Origin of the sequence: Leifsonia stereocauli, assembly GCF_038432415.1 — a bacterium.
Lineage (GTDB): Bacteria > Actinomycetota > Actinomycetes > Actinomycetales > Microbacteriaceae > Orlajensenia > Orlajensenia stereocauli.
The window spans coordinates 418,555-435,022 of record NZ_JBCAUN010000002.1 but is presented as its reverse complement, the minus strand read 5'-3'; the positions used below and the strand labels follow the sequence as shown (position 1 = coordinate 435,022).

The 16,468-nt window shown below is 69.2% G+C and carries 13 protein-coding genes; 6 read left to right on the top strand and 7 right to left on the bottom strand.

What is annotated here, in order from left to right:
• Positions 1–18: 18 nt before the first annotated feature.
• The gene (locus AADV74_RS10940) at positions 19–477 is read right to left on the bottom strand and encodes a DUF1707 SHOCT-like domain-containing protein (RefSeq protein WP_342113944.1); all 459 of its coding nucleotides are present in this window, start codon (positions 475–477) and stop codon (positions 19–21) included.
• A 164-nt stretch (positions 478–641) separates the two neighbouring features.
• Between AADV74_RS10940 and AADV74_RS10935 the strand changes: the two genes are divergently transcribed.
• Positions 642–1,466 carry a FadR/GntR family transcriptional regulator gene (locus AADV74_RS10935; RefSeq protein WP_342113942.1) on the top strand — a complete coding sequence of 275 codons (825 nt, stop codon included), beginning with the start codon at positions 642–644 and terminating at the stop codon, positions 1,464–1,466.
• Between the two features lie 8 nt (positions 1,467–1,474).
• Positions 1,475–2,806, top strand: a complete 1,332-nt coding sequence (locus AADV74_RS10930) for an alpha-hydroxy acid oxidase (RefSeq protein ID WP_342113940.1) — start codon at positions 1,475–1,477, stop codon at positions 2,804–2,806.
• Positions 2,807–2,960: 154 nt separating this feature from the next.
• Here AADV74_RS10930 and AADV74_RS10925 read toward each other — a convergent pair whose 3' ends face one another.
• On the bottom strand, positions 2,961–5,231 hold the full coding sequence (locus tag AADV74_RS10925; RefSeq protein WP_342113939.1) for a glycoside hydrolase family 3 C-terminal domain-containing protein: 2,271 nt from the start codon (positions 5,229–5,231) through the stop codon (positions 2,961–2,963).
• Between the two features lie 151 nt (positions 5,232–5,382).
• Here AADV74_RS10925 and AADV74_RS10920 point away from each other — a divergent pair, with 151 nt between their 5' ends.
• On the top strand, positions 5,383–5,970 hold the full coding sequence (locus AADV74_RS10920; RefSeq protein WP_342113937.1) for a TetR/AcrR family transcriptional regulator: 588 nt from the start codon (positions 5,383–5,385) through the stop codon (positions 5,968–5,970).
• 3 nt (positions 5,971–5,973) lie between these two features.
• Here AADV74_RS10920 and AADV74_RS10915 read toward each other — a convergent pair whose 3' ends face one another.
• The 3 genes from AADV74_RS10915 to ddaH all read right to left on the bottom strand — a co-directional run bounded on the left by AADV74_RS10915 (position 5,974) and on the right by ddaH (position 9,843).
• Positions 5,974–7,461 (bottom strand): peptide MFS transporter, encoded by a 1,488-nt coding sequence (locus tag AADV74_RS10915; RefSeq protein WP_342113935.1) that lies wholly within the window; start codon positions 7,459–7,461, stop codon positions 5,974–5,976.
• A 115-nt stretch (positions 7,462–7,576) separates the two neighbouring features.
• Positions 7,577–8,776 (bottom strand): ornithine--oxo-acid transaminase, encoded by a 1,200-nt coding sequence (gene rocD, locus AADV74_RS10910; protein ID WP_342115150.1) that lies wholly within the window; start codon positions 8,774–8,776, stop codon positions 7,577–7,579.
• 200 nt (positions 8,777–8,976) lie between these two features.
• On the bottom strand, positions 8,977–9,843 hold the full coding sequence (gene ddaH, locus AADV74_RS10905; protein ID WP_342113933.1) for a dimethylargininase: 867 nt from the start codon (positions 9,841–9,843) through the stop codon (positions 8,977–8,979).
• A gap of 196 nt (positions 9,844–10,039) precedes the next feature.
• Here ddaH and AADV74_RS10900 point away from each other — a divergent pair, with 196 nt between their 5' ends.
• Positions 10,040–10,480: an Lrp/AsnC family transcriptional regulator gene (locus tag AADV74_RS10900; RefSeq protein ID WP_055824204.1), complete on the top strand. Its 441-nt coding sequence runs from the start codon at positions 10,040–10,042 to the stop codon at positions 10,478–10,480.
• A gap of 5 nt (positions 10,481–10,485) precedes the next feature.
• Positions 10,486–10,860, top strand: coding sequence for a GntR family transcriptional regulator (locus tag AADV74_RS10895; protein ID WP_425287292.1), 375 nt, complete (start codon positions 10,486–10,488; stop codon positions 10,858–10,860).
• 99 nt (positions 10,861–10,959) lie between these two features.
• On the opposite strand, the gene rimK is transcribed toward AADV74_RS10895, so the two are convergent.
• On the bottom strand, positions 10,960–12,147 hold the full coding sequence (gene rimK, locus AADV74_RS10890; RefSeq protein ID WP_342113928.1) for a 30S ribosomal protein S6--L-glutamate ligase: 1,188 nt from the start codon (positions 12,145–12,147) through the stop codon (positions 10,960–10,962).
• Positions 12,148–12,172: 25 nt separating this feature from the next.
• On the opposite strand from rimK, the gene AADV74_RS10885 reads away from it, so the two are divergent.
• Complete coding sequence (locus AADV74_RS10885) at positions 12,173–12,652, top strand: ATP-dependent zinc protease family protein (RefSeq protein WP_342113926.1); 480 nt, start codon at positions 12,173–12,175, stop codon at positions 12,650–12,652.
• Between the two features lie 197 nt (positions 12,653–12,849).
• Here AADV74_RS10885 and AADV74_RS10880 read toward each other — a convergent pair whose 3' ends face one another.
• Positions 12,850–16,449, bottom strand: a complete 3,600-nt coding sequence (locus tag AADV74_RS10880) for a proline dehydrogenase family protein (RefSeq protein ID WP_425287291.1) — start codon at positions 16,447–16,449, stop codon at positions 12,850–12,852.
• Positions 16,450–16,468: the final 19 nt, after the last annotated feature.

Here is a 16,468-nt window from a genome sequence, read left to right as displayed (position 1 = left end):
GCGTGGACGAGCGGCTCGTCAGCGGCGGTCGCGCGAGCGGTACTCGGCGGCCGGGCCGTAAATGATGATTCCCGCGAGTGGAACCAGCAGGAACCACAGCCACGACCAGGCGAAGCTGCCCCAGTAGCCGGCGAGGAAGAACAGCAGCACGGCGACGAACGGCACCAGTGCCATGATCGTGGCGCCGATCGGGCCGCCGAGTGGACGCACTCGTGGCGTTCGAGGCTCTGGGTCGACGGATGCCGGAGCTCCGTGTGCCGCGTCGTACCGGGGTGCGGCGGCCACGGGCAGGTCGGCGAACAGCGGGTCGAGCTCGCCTCGAGTCAATGCGGCACGTGCCGACCTGGCGCGGGCGTCGAACTCCTCGGGAGTCAGGCGTCCCTCGCCGCGGGCGATCGACAATCGCTGCACTGCCTCCTCACGCTCGCGGTCGCTCAGCCGGGCTGACGACCACTGCGGGTCTGCGTAATCCACCATGACCCCATGGTGGCGCAGTTCCGCCGCGACGGGAATGGGCGTGAGGGACGCTTCACTCGTTCGCTTCGGCCGCTGGGGTGCGACCCGGTCTCACCGGGCGATGCGCTTGCATGTGGTCAGACCACAGCGGTACTGTGGTCAGACCACAGAGAGGCGGTGCCGGAATGAGCTCGACCGATGCAGCGACCATCCCCGCCCCCGTCGACGACCTCCGCGCCTGGCAGTCCGTGCTGGCGCACGTCGAGGCGCAGCTGCTCGACGGCACCCTCTCCCCCGGCGATCACCTGCCGCCCGAGCGCACTCTCGCCTCCGATCTCGGTGTCGGTCGCTCGAGCGTGCGCGAGGCGGTGCGCGTGCTCGAGGCCATGGGCCTCATCCGCACCCAGACCGGATCGGGCCCGAACGCCGGCGCCATCATCGTCGCCACCCCGCAGGGCGCCATGAGCGCACTGCTCCGGCTGCAGGTCGCAGCCCAGGGATTCCGGGTGCGCGACGTCGTGAAGACCCGCCTCGTGCTCGAGGCCGCGGTCGTGGCCGACGTCGCCGACTCCGCGAGCCCCGACCTCGAGCAGTCGGAGCGCCTGCTCGACGCGATGGACTCCCCCGAGCTCACCCCGCAGGAGTTCCTGGCGCTCGACGCCGCGTTCCACGTGTCGCTGGCAGCGGCATCCGGCAACGAGGTCGTGACGGCGATGATGGCCGGCCTGCGCTCGTCGATCGAGGGCTACGTTCAGGCCGGCCTCGCCGTCATCGACGACTGGGAGGCGACGGCTGAGCGACTGCGCGAGGAGCACCGGGGCATCCTGGGTGCCATCGCGGCCGGCGACGCCCTCACTGCCCGCGCCCGCGTGCACTCGCACATCACCGGCTACTACACGCAGACGGCCCTCGTCGCCGAGGCCCCGCCGACACCCGAGACGACAGCTGTCGTCGCCGCCCCCACCGGAACCGGGCACATCGCCCTCTCCCGGCGCACAGCAGAACAGTGAGGAACCCCATGGTCCAGCGCCAGATCCCGAAGCCGGCCGAGCTCGCCGAGCTCATGAGATTCAAGACGCCGACGTTCAACCCGACCGATCGCAGGCTCGAGAAGGCGCTCACCATCGCAGACCTGCGCGCCATCGCGAAGCGCCGCACGCCCAAGGCGCCGTTCGACTACACGGAGGGCTCGGCCGAGGGCGAAATCTCGCTGAAGCGAGCGCGGCAGGCGTTCCAGGACATCGAGTTCCACCCGTCGATCCTGCGCAACGTTCCCGTCGTCGACACCACCCGCCAGGTGCTGGGCGGGCCGAGCGCCCTGCCGTTCGGCATCGCGCCGACAGGCTTCACCCGCATGATGCAGACGGAGGGCGAGGTCGCCGGAGCCGGTGCCGCCGGAGCCGCCGGCATCCCGTTCACCCTCTCGACCCTCGGCACGACGTCGATCGAGGACGTGCGCAAGGCCAATCCGGTCGGCCGCAACTGGTTCCAGCTCTACGTGATGCGCGAGCGCGAGATCTCCTACGAGCTCGCCCGCCGCGCTGCCGCCGCCGGCTTCGACACCCTGTTCTTCACCGTCGACACCCCCGTGGCCGGCGCCCGTCACCGCGACAAGCGCAACGGCTTCTCGATCCCGCCGCAGCTCACCCCGGGCACGGTGATCAACGCTCTGCCGCGGCCGGCATGGTGGATCAACTTCCTCACCACGCCCAAGCTCGAGTTCGCCTCGCTGTCGTCAACCGGCGGCACCGTCGGCGAACTGCTCGACTCGGCCATGGACCCCACGATCTCCTTCGACGACCTCGACATCATCCGCGGCATCTGGCCCGGGAAGATCGTGGTGAAGGGCGTGCAGACCGTCGCGGATGCGAAGCTGCTCGCCGACCGCGGAGTCGACGGCATCGTGCTCTCGAACCACGGCGGACGCCAGCTCGACCGCGCACCGATCCCCTTCCACCTGCTGCCGGATGTCGCCCGCGAGGTCGGCTCCGACCTCGAGGTCCACCTCGACACGGGCATCATGTCGGGCGCCGACATCGTCGCCTCGATCGCGCTCGGCGCGCGCTTCACGCTCATCGGACGCGCCTACCTCTACGGACTCATGGCCGGCGGCCGACGCGGCGTCGACAAGACCATCGAGATCCTGCGCACCGAGATCGTGCGCACCATGAAGCTGCTCGAGGTGGCTTCGCTCGACGAGCTCGGCCCCCAGCACGTCACGCAGCTCGCGCGCCTCACGCCGATCGCGCGCGGGGTGACGGATGCCGCTGCCGCTGCGGCCTCCGCGAAGCCCACTGTCGTGCGCACCCCGCGGGCGGCTGCGCCTCGCAAGGCGCCGGTCAAGAAGTAGGGGGCGGTCCCCGCCGCCTCTCCCGTTCGCTGAGGCCCGCGCGCAGCGCGCGGTCGAAGCGCATCGACGGTCGCGCCACCTTGGTTGCGCTTCGGGCGGTCGCTTCGCTCGGCCCTCAACGGGCGGGTCATGAGGACCGAGCGAGCGTGTCCGATCAGCTGGCCGCGTTCGCCGCCGCCAGCAGCTGCCCGATCTGGTCGCGGTCGATGCCCATGCCGGGGAAGCCTGCGAGGCGTCCGATGGGGAACGACTCCATCATCTTGAACATGCCGGGGTCGTCCATCAGGGCGGAGGTGAACCCCTCACCCTGTGATGCCATGGCCTGCATGATGAACTGCGAGGCGACCGGGTGCGCCATCAGCTCTCCGATCGACGAGTTCATGTCGAGGGTCACGCGAACGGCATCGCCCGAGACCTCGACGGACGACGTGCCACGGATGTCGCGGCTCGACGCCCCGACCTCCACCGTGTACGAGCCGCCCTCGACGACCCACTGGTCGACGCGGGTGTCGAAGTAGGCGAGATCCTCGCGGCGCACGGCCACCTCGACGGCCCGGCTCTCACCGGCGGCGAGGGCGACCTTGGTGAATCCCTTGAGCTCGCGCGGGGCACGCACGACGGCCGAGCCGGGCAGCGAGGTGTAGACCTGAACGACCTCGGCGCCGTCACGTCCTCCGGTGTTGGTGAGCGTCAGGCGCACGACCAGGCCGGCGGCATCCGTCGTCACGGAGACGTCGGAGTAGTCGAAGGTCGTGTACGAGAGGCCGTGGCCGTAGGGGAACGACACCTCGATCTCGCGGGCGTCGAACCAGCGGTAGCCCACGAAGAGGCCCTCGCCGTAGCGCACGTGGCCGTGCTCACCCGGGAAGTCGAGATAGGCCGCCGTGTCCTGCAGGCGCACCGGAATGGTCTCCTGCAGGCGTCCCGACGGGTTCACCGCTCCGTAGAGGACGTCGGCGACCGCACCGCCGCCTGCCTGGCCGAGCAGCCAGCCCTCGACGATGGCGGGAACCCTGTCGGCGAATCCCGAGAGGCGCACGACTCCACCGTTCGAGAGCACCACGACGGTGTTGGGGTTGGCCTCGATCACGGCGTCGAGCAGGGCGAGCTGCTCGGCGGGCAGCTCGATGTGTTCGCGGTCGAAGCCCTCGGACTCCTGCTCGGCAGGCACTCCGACGAAGACGACGGCGACGGATGCAGCGGCAGCGGCAGCGACGGCGTCGGCCACGAGCGCCGCGTCCTCGCCGCCATCGGCCGTGTAGCCGGCGGCGAAGGTGACGGTCCCGGCTCCGGATGCCGCGAGCTCGCGGATCTCGTCGAGCGCGTTGTCGAGCTTCGTGGGGTTGATGAGCGAGGAGCCGGCGCCCTGGTAGCGGGGCGTGCGGGCGAGTTCGCCGATCACGGCGACAGCGGCATCCGTCGCCAGAGGCAGCAGGTCGCCGTCGTTCTTCAGCAGCACGATCGATGCGCCGGCGGCCTCGCGGGCGAGGGCGTGGTGGGCGTCGACGTCGTAGGTTACGTCGTCGCGGGCACCGGCGACGGCCTTGAACGCCAGGTCGATGGCCCGGCGGGCGGCGGTGTCGACCACGGACTCGGCGAGAGCCCCCGAGCGCACGGCCTCGACGAGCTGGGCGTCGGTGCGTCCGCTGCTCGACGGCATCTCGAGGTCGAGGCCGGCCTCGACGCCGGCGATGCGATCATTGACGGCGCCCCAGTCCGAGACGACGAGGCCGGTGAAGCCCCACTCGTCACGCAGAACCGTGTTCAGCAGCCAGGGGTCCTCAGAGGTGTAGACGCCGTTGAGTCGGTTGTAGGAGCACATGACGGTCCAGGGCTGCTCGTCCTCGACGACGCGCTGGAAGCCGCGCAGGTAGATCTCCCGCAGCGGACGCTCGTCGATGTCGGCAGAGACGCGCATGCGATCGGCCTCCTGGTTGTTGGCGGCGAAGTGCTTGAGCGATGCGCCGACGCCCTGGCTCTGCAGGCCGCGCACGAGGGCGGAGCCGAGCACGCCCGAGGCGATCGGGTCTTCTGAGAGGTACTCGAAGTTGCGGCCGCCGAGCGGGGAGCGCTTGATGTTGATGCCGGGGCCGAGCAGGACGCCCACGTTCTCGGCGACGGACTCCTCACCGAGGGCGATGCCCACGCGCTCGAGCAGGCTCACGTCCCAGCTGGAGCCGAGCGCCACGGCCGGCGGGAAGCAGGTGGCCGGAACGCTGTCGGTGATGCCCAGGTGGTCGCCGTTCGCACGCTGCTTGCGCACGCCGTGCGGGCCATCCGTCAGCATGATCGACGGCACGCCGGGTGCCGACTTCGTGGTCCAGAAGTCGGCGCCGCTGGTGAGCGACGCCTTCTCCTCCAGGGTGAGGGCCGCGAGGGTCTCGTCGACGGATGCCGTGGACTGCGTCGTGGTCGTGTCGGTCATTCTGCTCCTTCTGGTGCGACAGCGGCGTCGGCAGGTGGGGCTGACGTCACTGTCGTCTCGTATGGCTCGAGGTCGGCTCTACGGTGTGCCGGCGCTAAAACCATACATCGCTCGGTTTTCAATCTCAAGCACTCCGCCCTACGATCGAGGCATGACAGCACGGGGGCAGTACGCGAAGGGCGTGGCGAAACGCGAGGAGATCCTGACGAGCGCCCTCGCGGTGATCGCGCGCAACGGCTACCGCCGCACCTCTGTGCGCGAGCTCGCCGACGAGGTCGGCCTCAGTCAGGCGGGGCTCCTGCACTACTTCTCCTCCAAGGAGGAGCTGTTCCAGGAGATCCTGCGCAAGCGTGACGAGGTCGATCGGGACGCCTTCGACCTCGAGGCGACGGCCCCGATCGATGGACTGATCAATGTCGTCAGGCACAACACCGAGGTGCCGGGACTGGTGCAGCTCTACGCTCAGATCTCCACAGAGGCTGGCGACCCCGAGCATCCGGCGCACGACTTCTTCGTCGAGCGCTACAGGATCTTCCGGGAGAGCTACAGCGCGGCCATCCGCGCCGAACAGGACGCCGGCCGCATCGCCCCCGACGTCGACCCCGACCTCCTGGCCTCCATCGTGCTGGCCGTCACCGACGGCCTCCAGACGCAGTGGATGCTCGACCCCTCGATCGACATGGCAGCTGCGATCCAGCACCTGTGGCAGCTCGTGGCGCCGGCAGCGCCGACGGAATAGCCGCTACCGCACGCCCTTCATGAGCCTCAGGACCGGCTTCGCGAACGCGAGCAGGATCGCGCCCAGCACGATGGCGATGCCCCCCAGCACGCCGAAGTACGGCACCTCGTTGTCGATGTCGTAGAGGGAGGCGAGCTGGCCGGAGATGGCGGAGCCGAGCGCGACCGACAGGAAGAACAGCGCCACCATCTGCGTGGTGAAGGCGCGTGGGGCGAGCTTGGTCGCCACGGAGAGCCCGACGGGTGAGATGAACAGCTCGGCGACTGTGAACACCAGGAGGATCACCACGATCGCCAGCAGCGGCGTCGAGTTCGCTCCTCCCCCGGCGAACGGGAGGAAGAGGAGGAACGCCGCACCCATGATCATGGTTCCCAGGGCGAACTTGACCGGCGTCGACGGCTGGCGGGTGCCGAGCTTCGTCCAGATGGCGGCGAACACTCCCGACAGGATGATGATGAAGATCGGGTTGATCGACTGCACCCACGACACCGGCATCTCCCAGCCGAACAGGCTGCGGTTCAGCTTCTCGTCGGAGTAGATGGTGAGAACGGTGAACTGCTGCTGGTACAGCGACCAGAACGCCACGCTCGCGATGAACAGCGGGATGAAGGCGAAGACCCGCGAACGCTCGGTGGCGTCGATCTTGCTGCTCGCGAGGATCACGACGAAGTAGGCGACGGCGGCCACCACCGTCAGGGAGATCACGATGATGGCGAGGTTCGTCGTCGTGATCAGGCCGGTGAACACGCACACCAGGATGATCGCGATGGCGGCCACGGCGACGCCGATCACGAGCGGTCGCCTGCCGGCCGGAAGGGGGTTCGCGATGCGGTGCGAGGCCGCGGGGAGATTCTTGCGTCCGAAGGCGTACTGCGTCAGGCCGATGGCCATGCCCACCGCCGCCAGGCCGAAGCCCCAGTGGAAGCCGAGGGTCGACTGCAGCAGTCCGGTGAGGATGGGGCCGAGGAACGCGCCCAGGTTGATGCCGAGGTAGAAGATCGAGAAGCCGGCGTCACGGCGCGGGTCATCAGCCTTGTAGAGGGTTCCGACGACGCTCGTTGCGTTGGCCTTCAACCCTCCGGAGCCGACGGCGACGAGGATGAGTCCCACGATCACGCCGGAGAATCCGGGCAGCAGGGCCAGCCCGATGTGGCCGAGCATGATGACGACGGCACTGATGAACAGCACCCGTTCCGAGCCCATCAACCTGTCGGCGACCCATGCTCCGAGGATGGTCGAGAGGTACACGGCACCGCCGTAGGCGCCGACGATGCCGGCCGCGGTCGCCTGCGGCAGGCCGAGGCCGCCCTCCGCCGCGGAGTAGTACAGGTAGATGAGCAGGATGCCCTGCATGCCGTAGAAGCTGAAGCGCTCCCACATCTCGACACCGAAGACCGTGGCGAGGGGTCGTGGCTGACCGAAGAACCCGTGATCGAGCTTCGGGTCCAGCGGCTCCTCGTCGACGACCGGAGATTCGGGAGAGCTGCTCATCGCTCCAGTCTGGCACTGCAGCCGGATGCGGCACAGTCCACGCTCAGAAGCGATTGCCGGCCCGCCCGCAGAAGGGACGGAGTGAAGCGAACGCCGTGAAGGAGGAACCCTGCGCTCAGCTCGCCGGCCGCCCGAACTCGGCAAGCGTGAGGCGCAGCTGTTCGACGGCCCAGTCGAGGTCGTCCTGCGACACGACGAGAGGCGGTGCGAGACGGATGGTCGACCCGTGCGTGTCCTTCGCGAGCACGCCGCGCTCCATGAGCGCCTCGCAGACCTCGCGGCCCGAGGCCAGCGCCGGGTCGATGTCGATTCCGGCCCAGAGCCCGGCTCCGCGCACGGCCACGACTCCCGAGCCGATCAGTCGGGTCAGGGCGGAATGCAGGTGGTCGCCCAGCGCCCGCGCCCGCTCCTGCATCTCGCCGGTGGCCAGCATCCGTACCACTGCGATGCCGACGGATGCGGCCAGCGGGTTGCCGCCGAAGGTCGAGCCGTGCTGCCCCGGGGTGAGAACCCCGAGAACGTCGGCGTTGCCGAGGACGGCCGAGACCGGAACGATGCCGCCGCCGAGCGCCTTGCCCAGCAGATAGAGGTCGGGTACGACGCCCACGAGGTCGCAGGCGAAGGTGGCGCCGGTGCGGCCGAGTCCCGACTGGATCTCGTCGGCGATGAACAGCACGTCGAGCCGGGTGGTGAGCTCGCGCACGGCCGGCAGGAAGTCGGCGGGCGGCACCACGATGCCCGCCTCGCCCTGGATCGGCTCGAGCAGCACGGCCACGGTGTTCTCGTCGATGGCCGCCTCGATGGCGGCGACATCGCCGTAGGGAACGATGCGGAAGCCCGGGGTGTACGGGCCGAAGTCGTCGCGTGCGTCGGCGTCGTCGCTGAAGGAGATGATCGTGGTCGTGCGTCCGTGGAAGTTGCCGGCCATCACGATGATGTTCGCCTGCTCGGGGGCGACGCCCTTGACCCTGTACCCCCACGCGCGGGCGACCTTGATGCCCGATTCGACGGCCTCGGCCCCGGTGTTCATGGGCAGCACCATGTCCTTGCCGGCGAGGGCCGCGAGCTCGGTGACGAAGGGGCCGAGCTGGTCGTTGTGGAAGGCACGGCTGGTCAGGGTGATGCGGCCGAGCTGGGCGCGGGCCGCATCGAGCAGTACAGGGTTGGAGTGCCCGAAGTTCACGGCCGAGTAGGCGGCGAGGCAGTCGAGGTAGCGCTTGCCGTCGACATCCGTGACCCAGGCTCCATCGCCGGACGACACCACGACGGGGAGCGGGTGGTAGTTGTGGGCGGCGTGAGCCTCTTCCTCGGCGATGAGGGCGTTCGTTCGAGTGGCTTGGGCGCTCGTGGGAGTCGCCTCGGCGCTTGTTGAAGTCGGCACGGGGTTCTCCTCCGAAGTCTCCGCCCAAGGATGCCCACCGAACCCCGAGACTTCGGAGGAGAACCCCGTGCCTGCGGAATCGGACGAAGGGCCCTCGACTGCGTCATCGGTTGAGCGGAGGTTGTCGGTGGTGGTCATCGTCGCAGCTCCAGGGTGCAGCACTTGACGCCGCCTCCGCCCAGGAGGAGCTCGGAGAGGTCGACGCCGATGGGGTTGTAGCCGTGCTCGCGCAGCTGGCGCCCGAAGTCGGCAGCGCGGGAGGCGATCACGACGTTGTAGCCGTCGCTGAAGGAGTTGAGGCCGAGCACGGCGGCATCAGTCTCCGTCACGATGACCGCATCCGGATACCGTTCCTCGAGAAGGTCGAGGCTGCGGGCGTCGAAGGCGCTCGGGAGGTAGGCGATGTGCTCCTGGCCCGGCGTCGAATCGAGCACGGCGAGCGCGGTGTCGAGGTGGTAGAAGCTCGGATTGACGAGCCGCAGGGTGAGAACCTCGCGACCGTAGATGGCGGCGAGCTCGCCGTGGCTGAGCGAGTCGCTGCGGAATCCGGTGCCCGCGAGGATCGTGTCGCCGACGAGCAGGAAGTCACCCTCGCCCTCGTTGATCTGCTCGGGCACGCGCACGTCGAGACCGTTCGCGCGGAACCAGTCCATGTAGGCCGGGCCTTCGGGCTGCCGCTCGGGGTGCGTGAAGCTGGCGCCGTAAGCGATGCCGTCGATGACCATGCCGCCATTGGCCGCGTAGACCATGTCGGGCAACCCGGGGATCGGATCGATGAGGTGCACGTCGAAGCCGAGGTCGAGGTAGGTCTGGTGCAGCACGGACCACTGGTCGACCGCGAGGTTCGTGTCCGTGGGCAGGGCCGGATCCATCCACGGGTTGATGCGGTACACCACCGTGAAGAACTCGGGGCTGCACATCAGCACCGAACGCGTGGTGGGTGTGCGGGTGGGGCGGATGCCGCCCGGCTGGGTGATCGTGTCGTCGACGATGTCCGTCATGGCCGTCTCCTCGTGGCTCGAAGTACAATCGCAGGAGTGGCGGACCAGGTCGCTCTGATGAGCCGGCATCCACCGAGATGGACACCAGACGCCACCTCCAGTGTCACACGCAGCTATCTCGAAGTTCTCGTCTTTGAGCGCAGCATGCATGCGTACGCACGCGACATCACGCAAGGATCGCGCTTAGACTTCTCGGATGGACAACATCGACCGCCGAATCCTCGACGAGCTGCGCCAGAACGCCCGAGCAGGCTACGGCGACATCGGGTCGGTGGTCGGACTCTCGGCATCCGCCGTCAAGCGTCGCGTCGACCGCCTCGTGGCCGACGGCGTCATCCGCGGCTTCACCATCCACGTCGACCCTGCCGTCGACGGCACGACCACCGAGGCGTGGGTCGAGGTCTTCTGCCGGGGCACGGTGTCACCCGACGAGCTGCAGCGCATCCTCTCGGCGGTGCCCGAGGTGGTCTACGCCGGCACCGTGACCGGCAGCGCCGACGCCATCGTGCAGATGCGCTCGCGCGACATCGCGAGCCTCGAGGCCGCGCTCGAGAAGGTGCGCCTGGCCGCCAACGTCGACCACACCCGCAGCGCCATCGTGCTCACCCGGCTGGTGCAGCGCGCCCACGAGGACTGATCCGCGTGATCTCCGTCGCGATCGACGCCGCGTCGTCGCAGCCGCCGTACGAGCAGATCCGCACGCAGGTCATCGCCGCCGTCCGCTCCGGAGACCTCGTCGCCGGAGAACGGATGCCGACGGTCCGAGCCCTGGCCGAGCAGCTGGGGCTGGCGGTCAACACCGTCGCGAAGGCGTACAGGGCGCTGGAGTCCGACGCCGTCATCGAGACGCGCGGGCGCGCGGGAACGCTGGTGTCGGCATCCGGCGACGTGACTCATCGGCACGCGCAGACGGCGGCCGCAGCGTACGCTGCGAGGGTCCGCGAGCTGGGTGTCGACGCCGACGAGGCGTTGGCGCTGGTCGAGGCGGCGTTGCGCGCGACCCCTCCCGCTCGCTGAGGCCCGCGCGAAGCGCGCGCGGTCGAAGCGCTTCAGCACCGTGCGTACAGGCCAGCAACGCGCTTCGAACGCGGACTTCGTCCGGTCCTCAGCGAGCGGCTAGTCCGGCAGCGGCTCCTTGGGCAGCTTCCGCACCCTCGCCCGGCGCTTGCGCCGCTCGGGGATCATCGAGCGCATCTCCTCGAGCTTGCCGAAGCAGAGCAGCCTGTCGCCGGCCTCGAGCTCGACGTGGCCGCGGGGGTTCGGCACGACGGAGGTGCCGCGGTGCAGCGTCAGCACGGTGATGTCGCGCTCGGTCAGCCCCGACTCGGCAATGGTCGTGCCCACGAGGTCGGCCCCGGCGTGCACGAGCAGCTCGGCCACACCGTAACCGCGCGAGACCGTGAGGCGCTGACGCACGTCGATCTCGGGGAAGGCGACCTGGTTCGCCATGTAGTCGATGATGGCGCCGGCCACGTCGAGATTGGTGGCGGTCTCGATGCCCTGCAGGCCGGGCGAGGAGTTGACCTCCATGACCAGCGGGCCGTCATTGCCCTCGAGCATGTCGACACCGGCGACCTTGAGGCCCATGATCTGGGCGGAGCGCACGGCGACCTGCTCGTACTCCGGCGAGAGCTCGATGGCCTCGACGCTGCCGCCGCGGTGCACGTTCGAGCGGAACTCGTCGCCGTTCGCCGTGCGGCGCATCGCGGCGACGACCCGATCGCCGACCACGAGCGCACGCACGTCCTTGCCACGGCTCTCGGCCACGAAGCGCTGGATGAGCACGTTCTGATTGGTCGAGTGCAGAGTCTCGATGATGGCCTCGGCGACCTTCACCTGCGGTGCCAGGATCACGCCGATGCCCTGGGTTCCCTCGAGCAGCTTGATGACGACGGGCGCACCGCCGACCTGCTCGATGGCGGGCCGCACGTCGGCGCGGTTGCGCACGAAGGCCGTCGCCGGCATGCCGATGTTGTGCCTCGAGAGGATCTGGCTCGCGCGCAGCTTGTCTCGAGCGTTCGTGATCCCGTTGGCGGTGTTGGGCGTGTAGACGTCCATCTGCTCGAACTGGCGCACCACGGCCGTGCCGAAGTAGGTGATCGAGCTGCCGATGCGCGGCAGGATGGCGTCGTAGTCGGAGAGCCGACGACCGCGATACTGCAGGTCGGGCTCTGCCCCCGAGAGGTCGATCGCGAAGCGCAGGGTATTGAGGACCTTCACCTGATGACCGCGCTGCAGCGCTGCTGCGCGAAGTCTCTGGGTGGAATACGCCTGCGGGGCGCGCGAGAGGATCGCGAGTTTCAACGGGTGCCCCTGACAAGATGGACGGGTGAGCGAACCTGTCCATTCAAGCACCATCGCCGGCTGGCGCGAGTGGGTTGCACTGCCGGCGATCGACGTTCCATGGATCAAGGCCAAACTCGACACCGGCGCCCGCACCAGTTCGCTCCACGCCTTCGACATGGAGGAGTTCGAGCGCGATGGGGAGTCGTTCGTGCGCTTCGGTGTGCAGCCCTGGCAGGGCAGCGACGAAGACGCCGTCACGGTCGAGTGCCCCGTGCTCGACCGTCGCTCGGTGCGCAGCTCTTCGGGGCACAGCGAGGAGCGCATCGTGGTACTGCTCGACATCGTGCTGCTCGGCAAGGCGCTGACGGCCGAGGTCACTCTCACCAATCGGGATTCGATGGGCTTCCGGATGCTGATCGGCCGCGAGGCGCTCGAGCAGGGTTTCGCCGTCGATGCAGCGCAGTCCTTCATCGGAGGTCGCGCGCCGCGCACGGTGCGGCGGCAGAACCGCGGGCGGAACTAGTCCCGCCCGCTCAGTCGCTCGCTGAGGCCCGGACGCACCCCGCCCGCTCGCTGAGGCCTGCTACGAGGTCTGTCCTCGCTCGCTGAGGCCCGGACGAAGTCCGCGGCCGAAGCGCGTCAAGAAGCGCTTCGGGCGGTCACCCGCTCGGCCCTCAGCGAGCGAGGCCGACAGCGAGCGGAAGAGGCGGGAACGAAGCCCTAGATCACGCCGTCCGACAGCGTGCTCGGGTTGCCGAAGCGATGCGCCGTGATCGAGATGGCCTGCTCGTGCAGGAACGGAAGCAGCTCGACCCGCCCAGACTGCGTCACCTCGTGCGCGTACACCGCCACGTCGGGCGTGCCGTCGAGCGCTCCGGCGACAGCCGTCGCGAGCGAGTCACGCGAGCCGGCGGCGACGAGGCGCAGGCGCTTCGGCCCCTGCTCGTCGCGCAGCGTCGAGGTCGACGATGCGAGCCCGGCCAGCCAGGCTGCATCCGTCTCCACTGTCACGGGCACATCGCGGATGTCGAGGAATCCCTGCACTGATGCCGGCAGCGCTGTCGGCATCGACACCGTGAACTCGGACTTCGACAGAGTCGCCGCGATGATGACCCGCAGCGCATCGACGAGCGACGCGTCGTCGGCCACGCGCACGGCGACGGGCACCGGCAGGTAGCGGAACACGTTGCGCTCGAGCACGAGCTGCGACACGTCGCGCACCACCCCGTACTCCTCGCGCCAGGCGATGGCGTCGGAGAGGGCTGCCCGCCGCAGCTGGTCGAACTCCTCGTAGCCGAGCGAGGCCTGCGACGCCTCGATGATGTCGGTCACTCGGTCGTCGAGGCCACGCAGGTGCAGCGTCTTCGACCTGTTGCCGGCATCCGTCTTCCAGGTGCCGAGCCCGAACAGGTAGTTGGGTCCGCCGGCCTTGGTTCCGGCGCCGACCGACGAGCGCTTCCAACCTCCGAAGGGCTGGCGCTGCACGATTGCGCCGGTGGTTCCCCGATTGATGTAGAGGTTCCCGGCCTCGACGGTGTCGATCCAGTGGGCGAGCTCGTCGCTGTCGAGGGAGTGGAGGCCTGCGGTGAGGCCGTAGTCCACCGCGTTCTGAAAGCGGATGGCCTCTTCGAGGTTGCGTGCGTGCATGACGCCGAGCACGGGACCGAAGAACTCGGTGAGGTGGAAGTACGAGCCCGGGGCGACGCCCGTGCGGATGCCGGGAGACCAGAGCCGCCCGGTGTCATCGAGCTGCTTCGGCTCGACCAGCCACTCCTCGCCGATGCCCAGCTCGGTGAGGGCGTTGAGCAGCTTGCCGCTCGCGGGCTCGATGATCGGACCCATCTGCGTGGTCGGGTCCTCCGGGTAGCCGACGCGCATGGAGGTCGCGGCGTCGACGAGCTGGTTGCGGAACCGCTCCGACTTGGCCACCGAGCCGACGAGGATGACGAGCGAGGCGGCCGAGCACTTCTGACCGGCGTGCCCAAAGGCGCTCTTGATCACGTCGGATGCCGCCAGGTCGAGATCGGCCGACGGCGTCACGATCACGGCGTTCTTGCCGCTGGTCTCGGCGAGCAGCGGCAGGTCGGGGCGGAACGACCGGAACAGCTTCGCCGTCTCGTAGGCTCCGGTGAGGATGACCCTGTCGACTGACGGATGCGCCACCAGCTGCTGTCCGAAGTCCTGCTCGGCGAGGTCGACGAGCGCGAGCACGTCGCGCGGAACGCCGGCCTCCCACAGTGCCTCCACCATGACGGCGCCGGTGCGCTGCGCCTGCCTCGCGGGCTTGATGATGACTCCGGAACCTGCCGCGAGGGCAGCGAGCACTCCCCCGGCCGGGATGGCCACCGGGAAGTTCCACGGAGGCGTCACCACGGTGAGCTGCGCCGGCACGAACAGGGCGCCCTGCACCCTGTCGAGCTCGATGGCGCGCTCGGCGTAGTAGTGGGCGAAGTCGATGGCCTCGCTGATCTCGGGGTCGGCCTCGGCGATGGTCTTGCCGGTCTCGGATGCCGCCACCTCGATGAGGCGGTCCCGGTTGGCGGCGAGGGCCAGGCCCGCGCGGTGCAGGATGGCCGCGCGCTCGGCCCCGGTGCGCTGACCCCAGGCCCGGCCCGCGGCGGAGACCGAGGCGATGAGGGCGTCGAGGGTGGCGGCATCCGTCACCTGCGAAGCCGCGATGGTGTCTGAGCCGAGAGTCGACGCGGCCACACGGCCGAGGATGCGACGGCCCCACGCCCGGTTCGCGGGCAGGGCGGGGTCGGTGTCTGGCTCGTTGTGGAAGCGACCGGATGCGGCGGAGTGCGCGGCTGCCGGGCCGTCGCCCCGAGATCCGCGCGTGATGCCGAGGAGCGCGCCCGTCAGGGTCGGATCGGTGTGCTCGGCGGCGAGCGTCGTCACAGGTGCACCGGGCAGCGGAGCCAGCTCCGTCGCCTGCGAGCGGTCCTGCGTGCGGTTCGGGCCGGGAACCGTGTCGTCGAGATCGGCCAGCGATGCGAGGAAGCGGTCGGTCTCGCGCTTCAGCAGGGCATCGGAGGTGGTGAGCTCGAAGACCGCCGACATGAAGTTCTCCGTGCTGGCGTTCTCCTCGAGGCGACGGATGAGATACGCGATCGCCACGTCGAACTCGGCCGGGTTCACCACGGGCGTGTAGAGCAGCAGCTGCCCGACGTCGCGGCGCACGGCCTCGGCCTGGTTCGTCGCCATGCCCAGCAGCATCTCGAAGTCGACGGCGGAACTCACGCCGCGCTGCTTCGCCAGCAGGTGTGCGTAGGCGACATCGAAGAGGTTGTGGCCGGCGACGCCGATCTTCACGGCGTCGGTGTTCTCGGGGGTGAAGGCCCAGTTGAGCACGCGCTTGTAGTTGGTGTCGCTCTGCTGCTTGGAGTCGTAGGTGGCGAGGGGCCAGTCGTGGATGGCCGCGTCGACGTTCTCCATGGCGAGGTTGGCGCCCTTGACGATGCGCACCTTGATGGGTGCTCCGCCCCCGGCACGGCGACCCTGCGCCCAGCTCGTCAGCCCCTGCAGGGCGCCGAGGGCGTCGGGCAGGTAGGCCTGCAGCACGATGCCGGCCTCCAGGTGCAGCAGCTGCGGCTGGTCGAGGATGCGTTCGAAGACCGCGATGGTGAGGTCGAGGTCGCGGTACTCCTCCATGTCGAGGTTGATGAACTTCGTCGTCTTCGCGGACGCCGCCAGCTCATACAGCGGCGTGAGGCGCTCGACCACGCGCTCGACGGCCTCGTCGAACGACCACATGGAGAGCTGGCTCACCACGCTCGACACCTTGATCGAGACGTAGTCGACGTCGTCGCGGGCGAGGAGCTCGCGGGTTCCCGCCAGTCGACGGTCGGCTTCCCTGTCGCCGAGCACGGCCTCGCCGAGCAGGTTGAGGTTCAGCCTGTTGCCGGTGGAGCGCAGGTGCTCGATGGCCGGGCCGAGCTTGTCCGGAGTCGCGTCGACGACGAGGTGGCCCACCATCTGGCGCAGCACCCGGCGGGCGGCCGGGATGACCACCCAGGGAACGACGGGGCCGAGGGCGCCGCCGAGTCCGATGGCACCCCGCATGTACGACGGCAGGAAGGCCGGTGCCTTCGGGGCCACCTTCGCGAGGTTGTGCCCGGCGACCATGAGGTCTTCCGGGCGCATGACGCCGTCGACGAAGCCGACCGTGAAGTCGAGCCCGTTGGGGTCTTTGAGCACACCCGCGAGACGCTCGCCCGATGGGTCGGCTGGGATCTCCGCACTCTGCGCGAGCCAGCGGCGCACCAGCGCGATGGTCTCGTTCGCGAGGTCGGCCTGGGACTCGACGGGCGTGCTCGACATGGTCATGACATTAGTTCTT